A 22,222-nucleotide genomic window follows, 5' to 3' on the forward strand; every position below is an offset into this window, starting at 1 on the left:
ATCTGTGGCCAAGTTTTTAAGGGCGCACGGTGGATGCCTTGGCACCAGGAACCGATGAAGGACGTGGGAGGCCACGATAGTCCCCGGGGAGTCGTCAACCAGGCTTTGATCCGGGGGTTTCCGAATGGGGAAACCCGGCAGTCGTCATGGGCTGTCACCCATGCCTGAACACATAGGGCATGTGGAGGGAACGAGGGGAAGTGAAACATCTCAGTACCCTCAGGAAGAGAAAACAACCGTGATTCCGGGAGTAGTGGCGAGCGAAACTGGATGAGGCCAAACCGTATATGTGTGATACCCGGCAGGGGTTGCGTATGCGGGGTTGTGGGATCTCTCTTTTACGGTCTGCCGGCCGTGAGACGAGTCAGAAACCGTAGTCATAGGCGAAGGACATGCGAAAGGTCCGGCGTAGAGGGTAAGACCCCCGTAGCTGAAATGATTGCGGCTCGTTTGAGAGACACCCAAGTAGCACGGGGCCCGAGAAATCCCGTGTGAATCTGGCGGGACCACCCGTTAAGCCTAAATATTCCCTGGTGACCGATAGCGGATAGTACCGTGAGGGAATGGTGAAAAGTACCGCGGGAGCGGAGTGAAATAGTACCTGAAACCGTGTGCCTACAAGCCGTGGGAGCGTCGCATATCAAGCTTTTGTTTGGTATGTCGTGACTGCGTGCCTTTTGAAGAATGAGCCTGCGAGTTTGCGGTGTGTTGCGAGGTTAACCCGTGTGGGGGAGCCGTAGCGAAAGCGAGTCCGAATAGGGCGTTTTAGTAGCATGCTCAAGACCCGAAGCGGAGTGATCTAGCCATGGGCAGGTTGAAGCGGCTGTAAGAGGTCGTGGAGGACCGAACCCACCAGGGTTGAAAACCTGGGGGATGACCTGTGGTTAGGGGTGAAAGGCCAATCAAACTCCGTGATAGCTGGTTCTCCCCGAAATGCATTTAGGTGCAGCGTCGTGTGTTTCTTGCCGGAGGTAGAGCACTGGATAGGCGATGGGCCCTACCGGGTTACTGACCTTAGCCAAACTCCGAATGCCGGTAAGTGAGAGCACGGCAGTGAGACTGTGGGGGATAAGCTCCATGGTCGAGAGGGAAACAGCCCAGAGCATCGACTAAGGCCCCTAAGCGTACGCTAAGTGGGAAAGGATGTGGAGTCGCAGAGACAACCAGGAGGTTGGCTTAGAAGCAGCCACCCTTGAAAGAGTGCGTAATAGCTCACTGGTCAAGTGATTCCGCGCCGACAATGTAGCGGGGCTCAAGCGTACCGCCGAAGTCGTGTCATTGCAGCATATAGGGCTAACGCCTGTTGTGATGGGTAGGGGAGCGTCGTGTGCCGGGTGAAGCCGCCGCGTAAGCGAGTGGTGGACGGTTCACGAGTGAGAATGCAGGCATGAGTAGCGATACACACGTGGGAAACGTGTGCGCCGATTGACTAAGGGTTCCTGGGTCAAGCTGATCTGCCCAGGGTAAGTCGGGACCTAAGGCGAGGCCGACAGGCGTAGTCGATGGACAACCGGTTGATATTCCGGTACCCGCTTTGAAACGCCCAATATCGAGCCCATTAATGCTAAGGCCGTGAAGCCGCCCTTGATCTCTTCGGAGTGAGGGGGAGTGGTGGAGCCGCTGATCCAAGGTGGTAGTAGGTAAGTGATGGGGTGACGCAGGAAGGTAGTCCAGCCCGGGCGGTGGTTGTCCCGGGGTAAGGGTGTAGGCCGTGTGGTAGGTAAATCCGTCACACATTAAGGCTGAGACCTGATGCCGAGCCGATTGTGGTGAAGTGGATGATCCTATGCTGTCGAGAAAAGCCTCTAGCGAGTTTCATGGCGGCCCGTACCCTAAACCGACTCAGGTGGTCAGGTAGAGAATACCGAGGCGTTCGGGTGAACTATGGTTAAGGAACTCGGCAAAATGCCCCCGTAACTTCGGGAGAAGGGGGGCCATTCTTGGTGATCCGATTTACTCGGTGAGCTGGGGGTGGCCGCAGAGACCAGCGAGAAGCGACTGTTTACTAAAAACACAGGTCCGTGCGAAGCCGTAAGGCGATGTATACGGACTGACGCCTGCCCGGTGCTGGAACGTTAAGGGGACCGGTTAGCTCCATTTCGGTGGGGCGAAGCTGAGAACTTAAGCGCCAGTAAACGGCGGTGGTAACTATAACCATCCTAAGGTAGCGAAATTCCTTGTCGGGTAAGTTCCGACCTGCACGAATGGCGTAACGACTTCTCGACTGTCTCAACCATAGGCCCGGTGAAATTGCACTACGAGTAAAGATGCTCGTTTCGCGCAGCAGGACGGAAAGACCCCGGGACCTTTACTATAGTTTGATATTGGTGTTCGGTTCGGCTTGTGTAGGATAGGTGGGAGACTGTGAACAGCACACGCCAGTGTGTTGGGAGTCGCTGTTGAAATACCACTCTGGTCGTGCTGGATGTCTAACCTGGGTCCGTGATCCGGATCAGGGACAGTGTCTGATGGGTAGTTTAACTGGGGCGGTTGCCTCCTAAAGAGTAACGGAGGCGCCCAAAGGTTCCCTCAGCCTGGTTGGTAATCAGGTGTTGAGTGTAAGTGCACAAGGGAGCTTGACTGTGAGACCGACGGGTCGAGCAGGGACGAAAGTCGGGACTAGTGATCCGGCGGTGGCTTGTGGAAGCGCCGTCGCTCAACGGATAAAAGGTACCCCGGGGATAACAGGCTGATCTTCCCCAAGAGTCCATATCGACGGGATGGTTTGGCACCTCGATGTCGGCTCGTCGCATCCTGGGGCTGGAGTCGGTCCCAAGGGTTGGGCTGTTCGCCCATTAAAGCGGTACGCGAGCTGGGTTTAGAACGTCGTGAGACAGTTCGGTCCCTATCCGCTGTGCGCGTAGGAGTCTTGAGAAGGGCTGTCCCTAGTACGAGAGGACCGGGACGGACGAACCTCTGGTGTGCCAGTTGTCCTGCCAAGGGCATGGCTGGTTGGCTACGTTCGGAAAGGATAACCGCTGAAAGCATCTAAGCGGGAAGCCTGCTTCGAGATGAGGACTCCCACCCCCTTTGAGGGGTTAAGGCTCCCAGGAGACTACTGGGTTGATAGGCCAGATCTGGAAGGCGGGTAACCGCTGGAGGTGACTGGTACTAATAAGCCGAGGGCTTGTCCATAGAGGCTCGCGTCCACTGTGTTGGTTCTGAAACCACGACCGTGACATTTCCGGTTGGTTTTATAGTGTTTCGGTGGTTATTGCGTTAGGGAAACGCCCGGTTACATTCCGAACCCGGAAGCTAAGCCTTTCAGCGCCGATGGTACTGCAGGGGGGACCCTGTGGGAGAGTAGGACACCGCCGAACAATTTTTAGCCTTAGCTCCCTACACCTAGGTGTAGGGAGCTAAGGCTTTTTTGCGTTCACCAGCTATAAGCCTTCTGCCGGCCGTATGCCTTCTGCGGGACAGTCCCTAGGCTGGGGTGCATGGACTATGACCTGGTTATCTTCGACAACGATGGCGTGCTCGTCGACAGTGAACCCGTAGCCAACACCATTCTTGCCGGATATCTCACGGAGCTGGGGCATCCCACCTCCTACGAGGACTCATTGAGGGACTACATGGGTTCGGCGGTCCATCGGGTGCATGACCTCGTGCTGGAGAGAACCGGGCAGACGCTTCCCGCTGACTTCGACGAAACGCTCCACATGCGGGTCTTCGCGGCCTTCGAGCGAGAATTGGTACCGGTCGAAGGCGTGGTCGACGTGTTGGCGCAATTGGCGGCGGACGGCGTCCCCTACTGCGTGGCGTCTTCGGGAAGCCATGAGCGGATCAGGGTGGGCCATCGAAAGACCGGGCTCGATGCGTGGTTCCCCGACGAGATCGTCTTCAGCGCCGACGACGTGGGTCGGGGAAAGCCCGCACCGGACCTCTTCCTCCATGCCGCGCAACGAATGGGCGTCGCCCCCGCGCGCTGCATCGTCATCGAAGACAGCGCCCTCGGCGTGAGGGCCGCGGTCGCCGCCGGGATGGATTCCTACGGATTCACCGCGATGACGCCAGCCGACAAGCTCATCGGTGCGAAAGGCTACTTCCAGAAGATGACAGAGCTACCTGTGTTGCTGAAGAGCATCAAGGGCTCTGAGTGACACATTTTCGGGGCCGGTTGAGCCGTGCCCGTATGCCCTTACGCGCCCGCAAGGACGGCCGGATACGGTGGCGGTCATGAGTGGCCGCGGATTGCTGATGTGGGACGAGGCACTGACCGGGTACGACTTCGGGGACAGCCACCCCATGGACCCGGTACGGCTCGCACTGACCATGGGTCTGGTACGGGCCTACGGGCTGGACAAGGTGATGGACGTGCGGGCGGCCAAGCCCGCGGGCGACTCCACGCTGCGACTCGTCCACCACGAGGACTATGTGGCAGCGGTCAAGGCCGCGTCCGCGCAGCCGCGCGCTGCCGAGCAGTCCTACGGACTCGGCACGTTGGACGACCCTGCCTTCACGGGGATGCACGAGGCGTCCGCGCTGATCGCCGGGCAGTCGGTCGGGGCGGCGGAGGCGGTCTGGCGCTCGGACGCGGCGCACGCGGTGAACTTCGCCGGCGGGCTGCACCACGCGATGCCCGGGAGCGCAGCCGGCTTCTGTATCTACAACGACGCCTCACTCGCCATCGCCCGACTCCTGGAGCTGGGCGCGCAACGCATCGCGTACGTCGACGTCGACGTACACCACGGTGATGGGGTGCAGGCTGCGTTCTGGGACGATCCGCGGGTTCTGACGATCTCGCTCCACGAACATCCCCAGACTCTTTTCCCCGGCACCGGATGGGCTTCGGAGACCGGGGGCGCGGGTCCCGCGGAGGGCACGGCCGTCAATCTGCCCCTGCCCGCGGGTACGGGAGACGAAGGCTGGCTCAGGGCGTTCCACGCGGTGGTGCCCGAGTTGTTGGCCGAGTTCCGTCCCCAGGTGTTGGTCACCCAACATGGCGCGGACACCCACTTCGAGGATCCGCTGGCCCATCTGGCCGTGTCGTTGGACGCGCAAAGGGCCGTGCAGGAGTCCTGCCACGAGCTGGCGCACGAATACGTCGACGGCGGACGCTGGCTCGCGCTGGGTGGTGGCGGGTACGCGGTCGTCGACGTGGTGCCCCGGTCGTGGACACACCTGGTGGGAATTGCCGCACATGCGCCGGTCGAGCCGGAGTCGTTGATTCCGTCCGAGTGGCGGGACGAGGTGTACGCACGGACCCGGCAGCCCGGTCCACGGAGGATGACGGACGGACGTGATCCGGTCTGGCGTGAGTGGGGTGCCGGCTACGACCCCGCTGACCGGTTGGACCAGGCGGTGCTGGCCACCCGGAAGGCAGTCTTCCCCCTTCGAGGGCTGCTGCCCTGACCCCGCTGGCCCTCGGCTCGGTGTTGACGGTCGGCGGGTTCGGCCGTGGGGCACCCCAGGGCGGCCCTGACGCGCTCATGACGTACAGGGTGAGGGAATCCCTGCGCTGCCCCGCCGCGTGCCCTCACAGGCCGTTTGAGCCGCCGGGAGAACTCCGGCGTTACTCCAACCGTGCGATGCGCGGCGGATTTCGCCGTAGGAACCCCGGTCGGTCCGGGAGCATCGGATGCGTGTCGAGCATCGGAGCGCTACGGGCGCATCTCTTGGCCACCGGTCTGGCCGGGGCCGTGGGAACCCTGCGGGAGGGCAGCCTGCGGAGCTATCGTCTCTTCGCCGCACGCGACCCGCGCGTGACGCTCGGCCTTGCGGCACGGGGTGAGTGGAGCGCGGGTGACGTCATGGCGTTGATGGCGGACCGGTGCGGAGTCTCGGCCGACCCGAACGAGCGCACCGGGCCCGATGTCATCGACCCCGAGCGGACGTTGAGGGCGCTCGACGCCTTCGCCGACCAGTTGGCCGAGGTGGTGGCGCGACGGGGAGCCGTCCTGCTCGGAACGGGGCATCCGGATCGACTGCTGGGGTTCTACGCCGGGCTGGCAGACGCGTTGTCCGCAACAGGATGCCTAGTTCTCACCCCCGCGCAGGGGCGATGTGTCGACATAACGACCCGGTTCGGGGTACGTACGTACAACCTTGAGTACGTACGGGGAGTCGCGCTGGTGCGGGCACCCGGCGCACGGGGCGCAGGGTGTGAGACCGGCGCGCACACCCATTCGCCCCTCCCTTTGCGTGCCGCGGTGGAGGGTCTCGCAGAGCAGGAAGGCCCCCTTCCGGACCTGGTGATCGGGGACCACGGATGGGTCTGCGGGGCAGGTCAGCTGGGTATGAGGGCCATCGGACTGGCCGATACCGACGACCCTGCACTCTTCGTCGGCGAGGCCGAGGGGAGGGTGTCCGTGGTGGTGCCGCTCGATGACGGTCGGCGGCCTGCTCATTACCGCCCGCTGACGCGCTATGTACTCAAACGAGCCTGTCTGTCACAGTAGGCGGCCGATGGCTGCTCCTCTTCCCCACTCGCACCACCCGCCCCTAGTCTGGGGAGTGAGCGCACAGCGACGAAGAGTCACCGGAGGGGAAGCCGGTGTGCGTCATGTGCGGAAGGTACAGGTGGGTCATGGCTGCTGGCAGCGAGAGGCCTCTTAACGAGGTCAAGTTTCTTACCGTGGCGGAAGTTGCCTCGGTGATGCGGGTGTCGAAGATGACGGTGTACCGATTGGTGCACAGTGGTCATCTGCCGGCGATTCGGGTGGGGAGGTCCTTCCGAGTACCGGAGCAAGCGGTGCACGACTACCTCCGCGAGTCTTTCGTGGGGGTGGAATCCGCATAGCGGGAGTAGAGCGACTGCCCTCGGATTACAACCTCGATGCTCTGCCGGGTAGGCTGGACCGACGTAGGTCGTGTGGGCCCAGACGCCCCGCACCGAGTGAAGAGAAGTGAGCGAGGGTAGTCGTGGGCTCTGTTATTAAGAAGCGGCGCAAGCGGATGGCTAAGAAGAAGCACCGCAAGCTGCTCAAGCGCACCCGCGTTCAGCGTCGTAACAAGAAGTAAGCGACAGCTGTACGTAGCACTGTGGCCCTCCCACCAGTCGGTGGGAGGGCCACAGTGCGTTGGCACGCCTTCCCGTGTGCCCCCGCCCGTGTTCGGGCGGGAGAAGAGGGGCGAGGCGGCCTCCTGGTGCCTTTGTGTGAGGCGCTCTCGCCCGCACTGAAGGACGCGCTCCGAGTCGGGAGCGTCACGTGTCATCACGCCGCAACGCCGAGGCGCTACGGTGACGCTGAAAGCGGGCCCACGGAATCCGAAGGAAGGAGCAGATCTTGGGAAAGGTCGTGCTCGTCACCGGGGTGGCCCGGCAACTCGGAGGACGTCTCGTACGCCGCATCCTGCGGGATCCCGAGGTCCAGCGAGTGATCGGCGTCGACGTCGTGCGGCCCGAGCACCATCTGGGCGGCGCAGAGTTCATCCAGGCCGACATCCGACAGCCGACAATCGGACGGGTCCTCGCGGAGCACCGCGTCGACACGGTCGTCCACCTCGATGTCACCGGCACGCCGCTGGGCGCCGGCGGCCGGACCGCGGTCAAGGAGACCAACGTCATCGGGACCATGCAGCTGCTCGGCGCATGCCAGAAGTCTCCCGATGTCAGACGGCTGGTGATCAAGTCGACGACGAGCGTGTACGGCTCGGCTTCCCGTGATCCCGCGGTCTTCACCGAGACCACCTCGCCCAAATCCCTGCCGAGCGGCGGATTCGCCAAGGACTCGGTCGAGGTCGAGGGCTATGTCCGGGGCTTCGCCAGAAGGCGGCCTGACGTGGCCGTGTGCGTGCTGCGGTTCGCCAACATCCTCGGTCCCTGCGCGGACTCCCCCCTGGCCGAGTTCTTCTCGCTGCCGGTGCTGCCGACGGTGTTCGGCTATGACCCCCGACTTCAGTTCGTCCACGAGGACGATGTGATCGACGTCCTCACCCTGGCGCTCCACGAGCCCCGGCGAGGAACGCTCAACAGCGGCACCTTCAACATCGCCGGCGACGGGGTGCTCCTGCTCTCCCAGTGCTCACGCAGGCTGGGGCGTCCGACCGTGCCCGTACTGCTGCCGGCGGTCACCTGGATCGGCTCCGCGCTGCGTACGGTCGGGATCACCGACTTCTCGCCCGAGCAGATCCGGTTGTTGACCCACGGCCGGGTGGTCAGCACCGTGCAGATGCGCGAGACACTGGGGTTCGAGCCGAAGTTCACGACCGCGGAGACGTTCGCCGACTTCGCCCGGAGTCGGGGAGCGGGTCTGCTGCCACCCCACACCCTGGTACGGGCCGTGGACCAGGTGGCGGAGTCCCTGGGGGCCCTGGTGGCGCGCGGGGATGGCTCACGGGCTCACAGGGCCCAGGGCGATGTGGGATAAGGCCGGATAAGGAGCGCAGGCACGATGGCGGACGCCAAGGTCATTCCTTTCGACGACGACCGTTCGCGAGGTGGCGCCCAGCGCTCGCGGCGGCGCTCCGCCGGGGCTCTCGGCGGTGCGGCGGGCGGCGAGGGGAAGAAGACCGAGCCCACCGTGGTGCGGCAGACCGTGCGGACCCTGCCCGGGGCCGTCGAGCAGCCGTCCGCGGCCCGGGCGACCGGTGGTGGGGGAGACATGGTGGAGGACGGCCCGGAGCACGGGCCCGGCGACGGCTGGGAACGGCGTCTCGCGACGGGCCTGGCCTTCCTACGGCGCAGGGTCACCGGTGACTACGAGGTCGATGAGTTCGGCTACGACAAGGAACTGACCGACCAGGTACTGATGTCGCTGGTGCGGCCCCTGTACGAGAAGTACTTCCGGGTCGAGGTCAAGGGCATCGAGAACATCCCCGCCGAGGGCGGTGCGCTGGTCGTCGCCAACCACTCCGGCACCCTGCCGCTCGACGGCTTGATGATGCAGGTGGCCGTCCACGACAACCATCCGGCCGATCGCCATCTACGGTTGCTCGCCGCCGACCTCGTCTTCGTCCTGCCCGTCATCAATGAACTGGCGCGCAAGGCCGGGCACACCCTGGCCTGTGCGGAGGACGCGGAGAGGCTGCTCCAGCGTGGTGAGGTCGTCGGGGTGATGCCCGAGGGCTTCAAGGGCATCGGGAAGCCCTTCAGCGACCGTTACAAGCTCCAGCGCTTTGGGCGGGGCGGGTTCGTCTCCACCGCGCTCAGGGCGGGTGTGCCGATCGTGCCGTGCTCGATCGTCGGCGCCGAGGAGATCTATCCGATGATCGGCAACTCCAAGACGCTGGCCAGGCTGCTCGGCATTCCGTACTTTCCGATCACGCCGACTTTCCCTTGGTTGGGGCCGCTGGGGGCGGTGCCGTTGCCGACCAAGTGGACCATTCAGTTCGGGGAGCCGATCGAGACCTCGGGGTATCCGGCCGAGGCCGCCGAGGATCCGATGCTGATGTTCAACCTCACGGACCAGGTGCGGGAGCAGATCCAGCACACCTTGTACAAGTTGCTGGTGCAGCGTCGGTCCGTGTTCTTCTAGCCGTTTCCCAGCCGTCGCCGATCGCCGTTGGCCACTGGTGATCGATACCGCTGCGACCGTCCTAGTACGGCACCGGAAGGGGTGTCAGGACAGCAGTCCTGACACCCCTTCCCCATGTGTCTAGCGTCCTTCTTCCGCGTTCAGTCCCAGTCCGGGAAGGATGCCCGGGAGGAGTGGCGGAATGGTGACGTCCGGCTCTGGGGCCGGGGTGTTCTTGCCCGGCGCCGGTGGTGGCGTGTTGTCCGGTGTCGGGTCGAGCAGCCCGCCCACGTCACCGCCGAGCAGCCCGTCTTCCTTCTGGGCCGGTGTGGAACCGCCCGACGGACGGGGATCGCTCTTCTCCGCACCGGTGGACGTGTCCGGTGCCTGGGATGCCGCAGGGGCCTTCTGCCCGCCGGGTGCGGGCGATCGACCGGGTGCCTGAGGCGATGTGCTGCTGGTGCGGGGCGCGTCGCGGCCCCCCTGTTCCGGTGGGCTGGGCAGCAGCGACTGGAGCGGTCCGACCTCTTGGTCTATGGCGTCGAATACGTGGTTCACCTCGTTGCCGACATCGGTGAGCTGCACCGGAAGCCTGTCGCGCAGTCCGTTCCACGCGTCGCGGTGGGCGCGGGAGAAGGAGTTCAGCTTCTGGATGGGACGGAGAGAGCCGTCCCGTGCGTAGGCGGCGTGGAGCAGTCGGTGGCCTTCGGTGGCGTCGTGCCGCATGCCGTTGAGAGCACGACGGACCTCGCCGAGGGACTCGTGGTCGAGCTCGCCCGCTCGCCCGCGCTCCATCAGCCGTCGGGCCTCGCTGAGGCGGGTGGACGCCTGGTCGAGATAGACCTCACCGCGGTCGGTCTCGCCATCGGCCATGCCGAGCCGAATGTCCTCCATGCCGCGCTTCAGCCCGTACAGAGTGTCACCCGGTAGGGCGTCCGTACTGGCAGCGGCGACCCCGCCGAAGGCGCCCGCAGCGACCGTGACGGTCAGACCGCCGGCCGCGAGCCCCTTCGACCAGCGAGAACGCGGTCGCAATTTCCTCAGCGGGGAGGCGCGATGTGCGCCTCGGCCGGCTCTTCGCTGCTCTGGCACGGTAGGGCCCATGGTGGCGCTCCCGGCAGCCGTGCCCTCTTGGAGCATGGCTTCCATGGCCGCCACGAGCTGTGCCCGCTGCACCACCTTGACCTCGGGGTCCATCTCCGGCCTCGGCAGCTCGCCGAGACCGGTCGCCAGAGCCAACAGCCGACCTTGGTCGGTCGATTCGACCGACTCGTCCGGCTGTTCGGCTACCTGGTCTTCCAGGGCCTGGGCGAAGGCGTTCGCCCGCCGGTGCGCCGATACGTTCGCGATCACTGGCGGCACCTCCTCTCGTCATGACGATCGACTCCCCTGGAGTTTTGGAAGGTTGCACGCCTTGAACGCATCCACACGATCGAGTGAGTGGCTGCGGGCATGGCGTGACCACAGGGAGCCTGCATCCCGCACAACGAGCGTCTCGGCACTTGGGTTACGCGCGAAAGATGATCGGACCAGTGCGTCATGGAGGCGTTACCGATGGTGAGTTGGGGTCGGTTAGCGAGCATCGTCGGGCAGCAGGCGGGCCAGGGTGCGCACGGCACGGTACTGGAGGGTCTTGATGGCACCCTCGTTCTTGCCCATCACCTTGGCCGTCTCCGCGACCGACAGGCCCTGGAGGAAGCGCAGGGTCACGCATTCCTGCTGCTGGGGGTTGAGTTTGCGGACCGCTTCGAGCAGCGCCGCATTGGACAGGGACTCCAGGACGGAGTCCTCCGGCGAGCGTTCGACCTCGTTGGCGTCGAGCATCTCGCCGGTGGTCACTTCCAGCCGGAACCGGCTGGACTTGAAGTGGTCGGCTACGAGGTTGCGGGCGATCGTGACCAGCCAGGCGCCGAAGTCGCGGCCCTGCCAGGTGAAGGTCGAGATGCGGCGCAGGGCGCGGAGGAAGGTCTCGCTGGTCAGGTCCTCCGCCGTCGCCTTTCCTCCGACGCGGTAGTAGATGTAGCGGTAGACCGTGTCGCTGTACTGGTCGTAGAGCCGGCCGAAGGCATCGGCCTCGCCCGCTTGCGCGCGCTCGACCAGTTCCATCATGCGGGCGCTGTCGCTGTCGGCGGTGGGCCGACGGACCTTGGCGGGCGTTGCGGTCGTGGAGTTGCCGGACGAGGCAGGGGCGGCGGGGGCCGTCGATGCGCCCCCGCCGGCTCGGCCGGTCCGTCTGACCAACCCACGGCCGGCAGCGGAACGGCCGCGTCGCCCATCGACGACGGCACCGCGCGTCGACCCCTCCTTGAAGCCATCGGCCAGTGCGTAGCAGGGGGCGGCGGAACCGCTGGTGGCAATACGGGGCATGGCGAGGGCGGGGACGGCGTACGCGGTGGGGACAAAACCGCGCAAGTGGTCGAGGACCGCCGCGCGAAGCGTAGCCAGGCCCGAGGTGTCAACCCCGACGTGTGGGTACACGGGACTCCCAGAGGCAGAGCTTCCATCACGTGCAGTGCGGGACCGTTCACTCGTCGTGGCGACGTGTGGGACCCGTATGCGTTTGAGGAGAATAACGCTTCGTACAGGCAGTGCTACACCCAGTTGCTCAAAACGTCGTTTCCGTCGCTTCTGTTATGTCGGATTGACGGTTCTGGTAGCAGAAAGTGAGCACTTGCTGATCAGATTTGTTCGCCATCTGTCTCTTCGCGGGTGCCGCGCGGAGGGTCGCAGATGTGCCACGGAACTGTGTTCGGGCAGCCGCGATCAGCGGCGACGGCGGTGGATGGCAACGGCAGCCGCCGTACCGCCCGCGATGGCGCCCACGCCGGCCGCGGCGGGGATGCCGACCTTGGCCGCCTTGCGCCCGGTGCGGTAGTCGCGCAGACGCCAGTCGCGTTCGCGGGCGTGCCTGCGCAGCTTGGTGTCCGGATTGATCGCGTATGGATGTCCTACGAGCGACAGCATCGGGATGTCGTTGTGCGAGTCGCTGTACGCGGCGCAGCGATCGAGGTCGAGCCCTTCGGCGGCTGCCAGCGCACGGACCGCCTCCGCCTTCGCGGGGCCGTGGAGCGGTTCGCCGACGAGCTTGCCGGTGTAGACGCCGCTCACGGACTCGGCGACCGTGCCCAGTGCGCCCGTCAGCCCGAGGCGTCCGGCGATGATCGTTGCGGTCTCCACCGGAGCGGCCGTGACCAGCCAGACCTTCTGGCCGGCGTCGAGGTGGGCCTGGGCCAGCGCCCGGGTGCCCGGCCAGATCCGCTCCGCCATGTACTCGTCGTAGATCTCTTCGCCGATGCTCATCAGTTCGGCGACGCGATGGCCCTTCACGATCGACAGCGCGGATTCGCGCACGTCCTGCATGTGTTCCGGGTCTTCGACGCCTGCGAGTCGGAACCAGGTCTGCTGCCAGGCGAACCGTGCCAACTCGCGGCGTTGGAAGAACTTCCGCTTGTACAGGCCGCGGCCGAAGTGGAACAGCGCGGCGCCCTGCATCACGGTGTTGTCCAGATCGAAGAACGCCGCGGCCCGGACATCGCCCGAGACCGGGAACTCCGGCGTGTCGGCCACCGTGGGCTCGGTCGCCGGCAGCAGTTCCTGCGAGGTCTTGCGGGCTGCCTCGGCTGCGGCCTCGCCTGCGAGGACGCTCCGTGCTGTGGCGGAGCGCCTACGGGGGGTGAGCCATCCCAGTGCGGCCATGGGGCGAGCATAGCCAGTCTGTTCGGAACTTCCCGACACGCCGGAACACCGGGGCGTGAACGGTGGGTGACGCGCCGGTGGGGCGGAGTGCGGCCGGCCCCTCGCCGGTGGGTGCGACGGGGGTCGTGCACCGGAATCGGGGGTGTCCGGATGGCCCGGGGAGCGGGGCGGACAATGAGGCCATGAGTCCTGTGTGGCGACGTACAAAGAAGAAGGCCGACGGCGTGGCGGCGGCGGGCGGGAAGACGGTGACGCTGATCGCCAAACCGGGGTGTCATCTGTGCGACGACGCCCGGGCCGTGGTGGAGCAGGTCTGCGCCGAGACCGGCGCCGTGTGGGAGGAGAAGGACATCACCGAGGACGCGGAGCTCCACCGGGCGTACTGGGAGCAGATCCCGGTGGTGTTGGTCGACGGTGCTCAGCACACGTTCTGGCGGGTCGATCCCGAACGGTTGCGGCGCGCGCTGGAGCAGTAGCGGGGCTGGCTGCTGCCCTTCCTGTGCCGATGGTGGGCTGCCTTCCTGTGCCGACTGTCCGTGGCGCACGCAAAGGGGGGCGCGAAGAGGGCGCGGCGATTCGCTTCAGCGGGAGGTCCGCCGGTGCCATGTGGCGACTGTTGCGTACGTGGCGTCTGTGAACCTGGGAGGATGGGGTGAACGCAGAGATCGGTGTGGGCGCTGAGGCGTCGGCGTCACTGTCGAGGCGTCGAACGATTGCCATAGGGAAGCCCGCGCTGCGCGCTGCCGTTGTCATGACTCTTTCGGGAATCCAGGGCGACAGGGCAGAGTAAGCGGTCTCGGGGGCGAATACCTGAGGAGTGTGTGCTGTTTTGCCCCCTTCGCGCCTTGAACGGGCCGACGTGGCTCGTGGTTCCGGGTTTACGCGATCTGAGCGCGTGACCCCGATCACTTTGCTCGGACAAAACGGACACCATCTTTGTGCACGCGTTCACAAAGACATAGCCTGCATTCGACGGGGCGGTCTTGGGACACACGGCCGCCTAGAGCCCCGCTCATCCCGCAGGAGCACCGTGGCAACTGGCCGAAATCACCGACCGGCGACCCGTAGCCGAGGAATCCCCGAGGCCACCGTCGCCCGGCTCCCGCTGTATCTGCGGGCGCTGACCGCTCTGTCCGAGCGGTCCGTGCCCACGGTCTCCTCCGAAGAGCTGGCGGCAGCGGCAGGGGTCAATTCCGCGAAGCTGCGGAAGGACTTCTCGTACCTTGGTTCGTACGGGACGCGAGGCGTCGGCTACGACGTGGAGTACCTCGTCTACCAGATCTCCCGGGAACTGGGTCTGACCCAGGACTGGCCCGTGGTGATCGTCGGCATCGGAAACCTCGGCGCTGCCCTCGCCAACTACGGCGGGTTCGCCTCCCGTGGGTTCCGCGTCGCCGCGCTGATCGACGCCGATCCCGCCATGGCCGGCAAGCCGGTCGCCGGCATGCCCGTGCAGCACGCCGATGAGCTGGAGCGGATCATCAGCGACAACGGTGTGTCGATCGGCGTCATCGCCACCCCTGCGGGCGCGGCCCAGCAGGTGTGCGAGCGACTCGTCGCCGCCGGTGTGACCTCCATCTTGAACTTTGCCCCGACGGTGCTCTCCGTGCCCGATGGCGTGGACGTGCGCAAGGTCGACCTGTCGATCGAGCTCCAGATCCTCGCCTTCCACGAGCAGCGCAAGGCCGGCGAGGAAGCCGATGCCGAGGCAGCGAGCCGGAAGGGACCCGACGGGGAAGTGCCCGCCGTGATGCCGGCATGAGCCTTCTGGTCATCGGACTGAGCCATCGCAGCGCGCCCGTGAGCGTGCTGGAGCGGGCCTCGCTCTCCGCGGACGCCCAGGGCAAGCTCCTCCAGGACACGCTGGCGGCGGAGCCGGCTTCTGAGGCGGCCGTCCTCGCCACCTGTAACCGCATCGAGCTCTACGCGGACGTCGAGAAGTTCCACGCGGGCGTCGCCGAGTTGTCCACGCTCCTCGCGCAGCACAGCGGGGTGGGGCTGGAGGAGCTGACCCCCTATCTCTATGTGCACTACGAGGACCGGGCGGTTCACCATCTCTTCTCGGTCGCCTGCGGCCTCGACTCCATGGTCGTCGGCGAGGGGCAGATCCTCGGCCAGATCAAGGACGCACTCGCACGCGGCCAGGAGTTGCACTCCGCGGGCCGGCTGATCAACGACCTCTTCCAGCAGTCCCTGCGGGTCGGCAAGCGCGCCCACAGCGAGACCGGGATCGACCGGGCCGGCCAGTCGCTGGTGACCTTCGGCCTGGAGCAGTTGGCCGAGGGCTCCGACGTGGAGAGCTGGGCCGCGGGGAAGCGCGTACTGGTGATCGGCGCCGGTTCGATGTCCTCGCTCGCAGCGACGACCCTCGCCCGCCAGGGCGTGGCTGAACTGGTCATCGCCAACCGCACGTTGGATCGGGCCCAGCGCCTGGCAACCATCCTCTCGGACGCGGTGACGGACGACATGATCGTGCGTGCCGTCGCGATGAGCGAGGTCGCCGTCGAACTGACCCGCGCGGACGCGGTGGTGTCCTGTACCGGTGCGACCGGTCTCGTCCTGACCGCCGAGGCGGTCGCCGCCGCGCTGTCCGATCGACTCGACGACTCCGCCGGCACTGAACTTGACGCCGATCGCCACCACCCGGACCATCTGCGGGCACCTGAAGGCAGCTTGGTGGCCCGACTCGCGGCCACGGCCGCCCGGGACGGTCGCGTACCGGACCAGGCCGCGCACTTCGCCGTCGACGACGGTGACCGGGGCACGGCTGCCGAGACGGGCGACACCGAGACCCGGGCCCGGGCCGCGGACGTGGTGGGCATCGGTCAGGCCCGCGCCACTGCCACCCATGACTGCGGGGACGACACCGGGGCCTGTCCGATTGGGCTCGACGTCCAGCACTCGCCCGGGCAGCTCACCCAGCACGGGGTCTGGGCGGCGAACGCCGAGAACACCAGCCCCGCGGGGACCGTCCCCAAGCCCGGACGGCCGCGCGACGCCGCCTCGGACCCGCGAGGAAACGGTCCCGTACGCATCGCACTGCTCGACCTCGCCATGCCCCGCGACATCGATCACGCCATCCACCGGCTTCCCGGTGCGCGGTTGGTCGACATCGAGTCGCTCGCCGAGTCGTCCGCCGATGCGCCGATGGCCTCGGACGTGGACCAGGTGCGGCGCATCGTGTCCGACGAGGTCGCCGCTTTCGGAGCCGCGCAACGCGCCGCCCACATCACGCCGACCGTCGTCGCCTTGCGCACGATGGCCGCCGATGTCGTCGCCGGTGAGATCGCCCGGCTCGAAGGCCGGCTCCCGGCGCTGGACGAGAAGGAGCGCGCCGAGATCAACCAGACCGTCCGCCGTGTCGTCGACAAGCTGCTTCACGCGCCCACCGTGCGGGTCAAGCAGCTTGCGAGCGAGCCGGGAGGCGCCGGGTACGCCGACGCCCTGCGGACACTCTTCGACCTCGACCCGGAGACGGTCGCCTCCGTCAGCCGGGCCGATTTGAATGACGCAGACGTCAAGAACCGAGGGCGAGTATGACCGAGAGTGCACTCAGGCTGGGGACCAGGCGAAGCAAACTTGCCATGGCCCAGTCCGGGCAAGTGGCTCGGGCGGTGCGCCAGTTGACCGGGCGTCCCGTCGAGCTCGTGGAGATCACCACGTACGGGGACGTGTCCCGTGAGCATCTCGCGCAGATCGGCGGCACGGGAGTCTTCGTGGCCGCGTTGCGGGAGTCCCTGTTGCGGGGCGAGGTGGACTTCGCCGTTCATTCGCTGAAGGACCTTCCCACCGCCCAGCCCGACGACCTGCTGCTCGCGGCCGTGCCGCTGCGCGAGGACCCGCGGGACGTGTTGGTGGCGCGGGACGGCCTGACCTTCGACCGGCTGCCCTCGGGTGCCCGGGTCGGAACGGGTTCGCCGCGTCGGATGGCGCAGCTGAACGCGTACGCCCGTGCGCACCACACCCAGATACAGACCGTGCCGATCCGCGGCAACATCGACACCCGGATCGGATATGTACGAAGCGGGGAGCTGGACGCGGTGGTACTCGCCGCCGCCGGGCTCAACCGCGTCGGAATGACGGACGAGGCGACCGACTTCCTGTCGGTCGACTTCGTGCTTCCGGCTCCCGGCCAGGGGGCCTTGGCGATCGAGTGCACCGCAGATAACGTGCAACTCGCCGCCGTGCTCTCGCAGCTTGACGACCCGGCTACCCGGGCCGCAGTGACTGCTGAGCGTTCCCTGCTCGCCGCCCTGGAGGCCGGCTGCTCCGCACCTGTGGGTGCGCTGGCCGACCTGTTGGGCGACGGACAGGATCTCACCGAAATGCGCCTGCGCGGCGTCGTCGGCACCACCGACGGCTCGACGCTGGTGCAGCTGTCCACCACCGGTTCCGTACCCACGTCGCACGGCGACGCCATCGCGCTCGGTCGCGAACTCGCGTCCGAGATGCTCGCCAAGGGTGCGGCTGGTCTTATGGGGGAGCGAGCACATTGAGCCCCACCACCAACCCGTCCTCGGCGTACTCGACACACGGGCACGTCACTTTCCTCGGCGCCGGTCCCGGCGATCCCGGACTGTTGACCTTGCGTGCTGTCGAGGCACTCGCGGGAGCCGACGTACTGATCGCCGAGCCCGATGTGCTCGAAGTCGTACGCGGCCATGCGCGGGCGAGCGTCAGCACGCCTGAGCTGACGGTTGTTGACGATGCGTCAACAGCCGCCAGAATCCCCGTACTCAGGGATGCGGTCAATCTTGTCATGGAGGCCGCGCGGGGCGGCAAGCGGGTCGTCCGTGCCGTGATCGGAGATCCCGGCCTCGACGCGGACGCGGGCCAGGAGATGCTGGCGTGCGCCGCTGAGGGGATCACCTTCGAGGTCGTGCCGGGCATCGCGACCGCGGTGGGGGTGCCTGCCTATGCGGGTGTGCCGCTGCGGGACTCCCAGGGTGCGGACGTCCGGTTCGTGGACGCCCGCAGCGCGAGCGAGCGCTGTTGGAACGAGGTCGGTGCCAGCGATTGCACCGTCGTGGTCACCACCACGCTGGACGCGATCTCCGTCGCCGCGAACGAACTGGTGTCCGCCGGTCGCAAGCCCGACACACCGCTCACGGTCACGGTCGCGGGTACGACCACCCGGCAGCGGACCTGGACGGCGACGCTGGGCTCCATCGCCCAGACCCTGAAGCAGGCCAAGGTGCTGCCGTCGCCCGACGGGCACCGGCCGGTCATAGCCGTGGTCGGTGAGCGCAGTTCGGCCGCGCAGCGCGATCAGCTCGCCTGGTTCGAGTCCAAGCCCCTGTTCGGTTGGCGGGTGTTGGTGCCGCGGACCAAGGAGCAGGCGGCGTCGCTCTCCGACCAACTGCGCTCCTACGGCGCGGTCCCGCACGAGGTTCCGACGATCGCCGTGGAGCCCCCGCGGACCCCCCAGCAGATGGAGCGGGCCGTCAAGGGGCTGGTGACCGGACGGTACGAGTGGATCGCCTTCACCTCGGTGAACGCGGTCAAGGCGGTCCGGGAGAAGTTCGAGGAGTACGGGCTCGACGCACGTGCCTTCGCCGGTATCAAGGTCGCCGCCGTCGGCGAGCAGACCGCGCGTGCGCTGGTCGAGTTCGGGGTGAAGCCCGATCTGGTGCCGAGCGGCGAGCAGTCGGCCGCGGGTCTGCTGGAGGACTGGCCGCCGTACGACCCGGTCTTCGACCCGATCGACCGGGTGTTCCTGCCGCGGGCGGACATCGCGACGGAGACCCTGGTCGCCGGGTTGATCGAGCTGGGTTGGGAGGTCGACGACGTCACCGCGTACCGCACGGTCCGTGCGTCGCCGCCGCCCGCCGACACCCGTGAGGCGATCAAGGGCGGTGGGTTCGACGCGGTGCTCTTCACCTCGTCGTCCACCGTGCGCAACCTGGTGGGCATCGCGGGCAAGCCGCACAACGTGACGGTCATCGCCTGCATCGGCCCGGCCACCGCGAAGACGGCCGAGGAGCACGGACTGCGGGTGGACGTGCTCTCCCCGGAGCCTTCCGTGCACCGGCTGGCGGAGGCTCTGGCGGAGTTCGGCGCACGGCGTCGTACGGCTGCCGTGGAGGCGGGGGAGCACGTGTTGCGCCCCTCCGAGCGCAGACCGGGCGGTCGGCGCCGGCGCACCACCTGAGAGTGAGCGAGCCGTTCGGGCCTGTGCCCTGGACCCACCCGGTCCGGGCCCGGGCCCGAGCGTTTTTCAGGGGTACCGATCCGCCGCGCAAATGTGGTTGCCGGGCCGGGAACGCGGCTGGAACCCTTCGTCGATGACCACACTCCGTAGCGAACTGCTCGTACGCCAACTCGACACCGTCTGGGCCCTCTTCGAGTACCACGCGCCCGCCCTGGACGACGCCGCGTGCCGGTGGGAGCCGGCGCCCGGGGCCTGGACGGTGCGCGAGGACTCCGCGGGGCGTTGGGTCGCCGACTGGCAGGTGCCCGAGCCCGATCCGGTGCCCACCACCTCGATCGCCTGGGTCTCCTGGCACATCGGCTACTGGTGGACGACCACCCTGCGGCACTGCTTCGGTTCGGGAGCCCCTGCCCGTGAGGAGATCCACTGGCCGGGGAACGCGGCGGACACCGTCCTGTGGCTGACCGGTCTGAAGGACGAGTGGCGGGCCGAGCTGTTGGAGCTCACCGACGCCGATCTCGACTCCACCGCCCGTACCGAGGGTCTCGCCTGGGGTGAGGGGCTGATCCTGGCCGACGTGGCCGGATGGGTCACGGTGGAGCTGACCAAGAACGTCGCCGAGATCGGTCAGCTGCTGCTCCTGCGTCAGGCGCTTGCGGCGCGGGGCGTAGCGTAGACGGCATGAGTGTGTATGGATCGTTTCCGGGAACTCGTCCGCGCCGGCTGCGGACCACTCCGACCCTTCGCCGCATGGTCGCCGAGACCCGGCTGCACCCCGCCGATCTGATCCTTCCTGCGTTCGTGCGGGAGGACATCGGCGAGCCCGTGCCGATCTCGGCCATGCCCGGTGTCGTGCAGCACACCCGGGACAGCCTTCGGAAGGCGGCTGTGGAGGCCCGTGCGGCCGGGGTGTCCGGGATCATGCTGTTCGGGGTGCCGACCGAGGCGAAGAAGGATGCGCTGGGCACCGCGGGCACCGACCCGGACGGCATCCTCCAGGTCGCCATCCGGGATGTGCGTGCCGAGGTCGGCGATGAGCTGGTGATCATGTCGGACCTCTGTCTGGACGAGTACACGGATCACGGCCACTGCGGGGTGCTGGACGCCGAGGGACGCGTCGACAACGACGCCACGCTGGAGCGCTACGCCGAGATGGCCCAGGTGCAGGCCGATGCCGGGGTCCATGTGGTTGGGCCGAGCGGGATGATGGACGGCCAGATCGGGGTGGTCCGTGACGCGCTGGACACCATCGGCAAGGAGGACGTGTCGATCCTCGCGTACACGGTCAAGTACTCCTCCGCCTTCTACGGGCCGTTCCGTGAGGCGGTCGGGTCGTCGCTGACCGGTGACCGCAGGACGTACCAGCAGGACCCGGCCAATGTGCGGGAGTCGCTGCGTGAGTTGGCGCTCGACCTCGAAGAGGGCGCGGACATGGTCATGGTGAAGCCTGCCGGTCCCTATCTCGACGTCCTGGCGAAGATCGCGGACGCGGTGGACGTACCGGTCGCTGCCTACCAGATCAGTGGTGAGTACGCGATGGTCGAGGCCGCCGCGGAGCGGGGCTGGATCGACCGGGAGAAGGCGCTTCTGGAGACCCTGACCGGCATCCGTCGCGCGGGTGCGCAGATGATCCTCACCTACTGGGCGACGGAGGCCGCGGGTCTGCTGCGCGCGCAGCGCTGAGCGGACCGCTTTTCGGGAACGGGCCGGGGCATAGCCCGAGGGCACGCCCGGGAACGTGCCCTGAGAACACCAATGCGGGCCGGGGAAGGCATCCCGGCCCGCAGTCTGGTGGGTGGTGCTCAGCAGGTCAGATTGCTGCCGGTGGGAACTCCGAGGATCTGGGCGAACTGGGTGTACTTGGTCACCCGGCTCTGAACCTGGGCCGGGTTTCCGCCGTTGCACTCCAGGGTGCCGTTGATCGACCGGATGGTCTGACCGAAGCCCGCCTGGTTGACCATGGCGTCATGGCCGGTCATCGTGCCCGGGCCCTTCTGGGTGTTCCAGTACCAGAGGCCGGTCTTCCAGGCCACGGCCGGATCCTGCTCGACCTTCCAGGGGTTGTTGAGCAGATCGATGCCGAGCGCGTCGCCGGCCGCCTTGTAGTTGAAGTTCCAGCTCAGCTGGATCGGTCCGCGCCCGTAGTACGCGGCCTGGCCGGCGGGGCAGCCGTAGGGCTGGTTCCGGTCGCAGTAGTGCGGGTAGTTCGCGGTGTTCTGCTCCACCACGTGGACCAGACCGCCGGTCTCGTGGTTGATGTTGGCGAGGAAGGCCGCGGCCTCCTGCTTCTTGATCGTGTCGCTACCGGTGTTCGCGAATCCCGGGTACGCGGTCAGGGCTTCGGTGAGCCCCGCGTACGTGTAGAAGGGCTTCCGGTTCGGGAACATCTGGTTGAACTGCGTCTCGGTGACCACGAATCCTGTGGGGTTGGGATTCTGGCTCGGACTGGTGCTCGGACTCGGGTTGGGGTTGGGCTCGCCACCGACGCAGGTGTACGGGTCCCAGTACCAGGTGCTGACCGTGGGGTTCCAGCCCGGGTTGTCGTGTTCGGCCACGTAGTGCTTGCCGTCGCTGTACTTGACGACGTCGCCCGTCCGGTAGTTGGTCCCGAAGGTCCAGTTGGGGGCGTTGGTGCACTTCGCGTCGGCGGCGGGGGCGGCAGTTGCTGTGGGGAGCAAGCTTGCCGCGGCCAGTCCGCTGGCGGCGACGATGGCAACGAGCCATGCTTTCATGCCTTTTCGCACGCGCTGTCTCCTTTGCGCGAGGAACGGCCTTGCCCGGAAAGGGAGGTGGGGGCTCCGGACAGGGCCGTGGTGGGGGGTTGTACCACTCACTCAAGCGCTTCGGTCTAGCCCAGTCAAGGTATAGACCAATGCGAGTTCGCGGTCTCTCGGCGTCTTCAGCGTGGCACAACCACGCTGATCACACGGCGAGTTGCGGCAAAGTGCGAGGTCGAGCACACCGTCGGACCGCTCGA

Annotated in this window: 18 protein-coding genes and 2 rRNA genes; 16 read left to right on the forward strand and 4 right to left on the reverse strand. The window is 66.6% G+C overall.

The genetic code is table 11. From position 1 onward, the window contains the following. The first annotated feature begins 6 nt into the window (after positions 1-6). From OID54_RS21810 to OID54_RS21850, 9 genes are all read left to right on the forward strand, one after another. A 23S ribosomal RNA gene (locus OID54_RS21810) occupies positions 7-3,135 on the forward strand. A 68-nt stretch (positions 3,136-3,203) separates the two neighbouring features. Next, positions 3,204-3,320: ribosomal RNA gene (rrf, locus tag OID54_RS21815) — 5S ribosomal RNA — on the forward strand. Positions 3,321-3,440: 120 nt separating this feature from the next. After that, positions 3,441-4,103 (forward strand): HAD family hydrolase, encoded by a 663-nt coding sequence (locus tag OID54_RS21820; protein ID WP_329021889.1) that lies wholly within the window; start codon positions 3,441-3,443, stop codon positions 4,101-4,103. A 76-nt stretch (positions 4,104-4,179) separates the two neighbouring features. Continuing rightward, positions 4,180-5,355 carry an acetoin utilization protein AcuC gene (locus OID54_RS21825; protein ID WP_329021891.1) on the forward strand — a complete coding sequence of 392 codons (1,176 nt, stop codon included), beginning with the start codon at positions 4,180-4,182 and terminating at the stop codon, positions 5,353-5,355. 230 nt (positions 5,356-5,585) lie between these two features. Continuing rightward, positions 5,586-6,401: a phosphatase gene (locus OID54_RS21830; RefSeq protein ID WP_329021893.1), complete on the forward strand. Its 816-nt coding sequence runs from the start codon at positions 5,586-5,588 to the stop codon at positions 6,399-6,401. Between the two features lie 128 nt (positions 6,402-6,529). Next, entirely contained in the window at positions 6,530-6,742 is a 213-nt protein-coding gene (locus OID54_RS21835; protein ID WP_003958488.1) for a helix-turn-helix domain-containing protein, read from the forward strand. 122 nt (positions 6,743-6,864) lie between these two features. Continuing rightward, complete coding sequence (locus OID54_RS21840) at positions 6,865-6,963, forward strand: 30S ribosomal protein bS22 (RefSeq protein WP_003948845.1); 99 nt, start codon at positions 6,865-6,867, stop codon at positions 6,961-6,963. 266 nt (positions 6,964-7,229) lie between these two features. Beyond that, positions 7,230-8,312, forward strand: a complete 1,083-nt coding sequence (locus tag OID54_RS21845; protein ID WP_329021896.1) for an NAD-dependent epimerase/dehydratase family protein — start codon at positions 7,230-7,232, stop codon at positions 8,310-8,312. A gap of 24 nt (positions 8,313-8,336) precedes the next feature. After that, a complete protein-coding gene (locus tag OID54_RS21850) occupies positions 8,337-9,419 on the forward strand; it encodes a lysophospholipid acyltransferase family protein (protein WP_329021898.1) in 1,083 nt (360 codons plus the stop codon). A 120-nt stretch (positions 9,420-9,539) separates the two neighbouring features. On the opposite strand, the gene OID54_RS21855 is transcribed toward OID54_RS21850, so the two are convergent. The 3 genes from OID54_RS21855 to OID54_RS21865 all read right to left on the reverse strand — a co-directional run bounded on the left by OID54_RS21855 (position 9,540) and on the right by OID54_RS21865 (position 13,094). Then, entirely contained in the window at positions 9,540-10,751 is a 1,212-nt protein-coding gene (locus OID54_RS21855; RefSeq protein ID WP_329021901.1) for a DUF5667 domain-containing protein, read from the reverse strand. 219 nt (positions 10,752-10,970) lie between these two features. Continuing rightward, the gene (locus tag OID54_RS21860; protein ID WP_329021903.1) at positions 10,971-11,876 is read right to left on the reverse strand and encodes an ECF subfamily RNA polymerase sigma factor, BldN family; all 906 of its coding nucleotides are present in this window, start codon (positions 11,874-11,876) and stop codon (positions 10,971-10,973) included. Between the two features lie 285 nt (positions 11,877-12,161). After that, complete coding sequence (locus OID54_RS21865) at positions 12,162-13,094, reverse strand: HAD family hydrolase (RefSeq protein WP_329021905.1); 933 nt, start codon at positions 13,092-13,094, stop codon at positions 12,162-12,164. Between the two features lie 182 nt (positions 13,095-13,276). Here OID54_RS21865 and OID54_RS21870 point away from each other — a divergent pair, with 182 nt between their 5' ends. From OID54_RS21870 to hemB, 7 genes are all read left to right on the forward strand, one after another. Then, positions 13,277-13,570: a glutaredoxin family protein gene (locus OID54_RS21870; protein ID WP_329021907.1), complete on the forward strand. Its 294-nt coding sequence runs from the start codon at positions 13,277-13,279 to the stop codon at positions 13,568-13,570. Between the two features lie 554 nt (positions 13,571-14,124). After that, a complete protein-coding gene (locus tag OID54_RS21875) occupies positions 14,125-14,856 on the forward strand; it encodes a redox-sensing transcriptional repressor Rex (protein WP_329021909.1) in 732 nt (243 codons plus the stop codon). Continuing rightward, positions 14,853-16,634 carry a glutamyl-tRNA reductase gene (locus OID54_RS21880; RefSeq protein WP_329021912.1) on the forward strand — a complete coding sequence of 594 codons (1,782 nt, stop codon included), beginning with the start codon at positions 14,853-14,855 and terminating at the stop codon, positions 16,632-16,634. Before OID54_RS21875 ends, OID54_RS21880 begins: the two co-directional genes overlap by 4 nt. Then, complete coding sequence (gene hemC, locus OID54_RS21885; RefSeq protein ID WP_329021915.1) at positions 16,631-17,590, forward strand: hydroxymethylbilane synthase; 960 nt, start codon at positions 16,631-16,633, stop codon at positions 17,588-17,590. The genes OID54_RS21880 and hemC overlap by 4 nt, the downstream gene beginning before the upstream one ends. Then, positions 17,587-19,245 (forward strand): bifunctional uroporphyrinogen-III C-methyltransferase/uroporphyrinogen-III synthase, encoded by a 1,659-nt coding sequence (locus tag OID54_RS21890; protein WP_329021917.1) that lies wholly within the window; start codon positions 17,587-17,589, stop codon positions 19,243-19,245. Before hemC ends, OID54_RS21890 begins: the two co-directional genes overlap by 4 nt. A gap of 133 nt (positions 19,246-19,378) precedes the next feature. After that, a complete protein-coding gene (locus OID54_RS21895; RefSeq protein ID WP_329021918.1) occupies positions 19,379-19,921 on the forward strand; it encodes a DinB family protein in 543 nt (180 codons plus the stop codon). Positions 19,922-19,926: 5 nt separating this feature from the next. Next, on the forward strand, positions 19,927-20,928 hold the full coding sequence (gene hemB, locus OID54_RS21900) for a porphobilinogen synthase (RefSeq protein ID WP_329021921.1): 1,002 nt from the start codon (positions 19,927-19,929) through the stop codon (positions 20,926-20,928). 119 nt (positions 20,929-21,047) lie between these two features. Here hemB and OID54_RS21905 read toward each other — a convergent pair whose 3' ends face one another. Then, positions 21,048-21,977, reverse strand: a complete 930-nt coding sequence (locus OID54_RS21905; RefSeq protein WP_329027700.1) for a glycoside hydrolase family 19 protein — start codon at positions 21,975-21,977, stop codon at positions 21,048-21,050. Positions 21,978-22,222: the final 245 nt, after the last annotated feature.

The organism is Streptomyces sp. NBC_00690 (assembly GCF_036226685.1).
GTDB lineage: Bacteria > Actinomycetota > Actinomycetes > Streptomycetales > Streptomycetaceae > Streptomyces.

Bases quoted from the DNA above. Each gene is read 5' to 3' on its own strand.
- OID54_RS21880 (WP_329021912.1), top strand. From the start codon at position 14,853: ATGAGCCTTCTGGTCATCGGACTGAGCCATCGCAGCGCGCCCGTGAGC.
- OID54_RS21820 (WP_329021889.1), top strand. From the start codon at position 3,441: ATGGACTATGACCTGGTTATCTTCGACAACGATGGCGTGCTCGTCGAC.
- OID54_RS21870 (WP_329021907.1), top strand. From the start codon at position 13,277: ATGAGTCCTGTGTGGCGACGTACAAAGAAGAAGGCCGACGGCGTGGCG.
- OID54_RS21905 (WP_329027700.1), bottom strand. From the start codon at position 21,977: ATGAAAGCATGGCTCGTTGCCATCGTCGCCGCCAGCGGACTGGCCGCG.
- OID54_RS21895 (WP_329021918.1), top strand. From the start codon at position 19,379: ATGACCACACTCCGTAGCGAACTGCTCGTACGCCAACTCGACACCGTC.
- hemB (WP_329021921.1), top strand. From the start codon at position 19,927: ATGAGTGTGTATGGATCGTTTCCGGGAACTCGTCCGCGCCGGCTGCGG.
- hemC (WP_329021915.1), top strand. From the start codon at position 16,631: ATGACCGAGAGTGCACTCAGGCTGGGGACCAGGCGAAGCAAACTTGCC.
- OID54_RS21850 (WP_329021898.1), top strand. From the start codon at position 8,337: ATGGCGGACGCCAAGGTCATTCCTTTCGACGACGACCGTTCGCGAGGT.
- OID54_RS21865 (WP_329021905.1), bottom strand. From the start codon at position 13,094: ATGGCCGCACTGGGATGGCTCACCCCCCGTAGGCGCTCCGCCACAGCA.
- OID54_RS21835 (WP_003958488.1), top strand. From the start codon at position 6,530: ATGGCTGCTGGCAGCGAGAGGCCTCTTAACGAGGTCAAGTTTCTTACC.
- OID54_RS21825 (WP_329021891.1), top strand. From the start codon at position 4,180: ATGAGTGGCCGCGGATTGCTGATGTGGGACGAGGCACTGACCGGGTAC.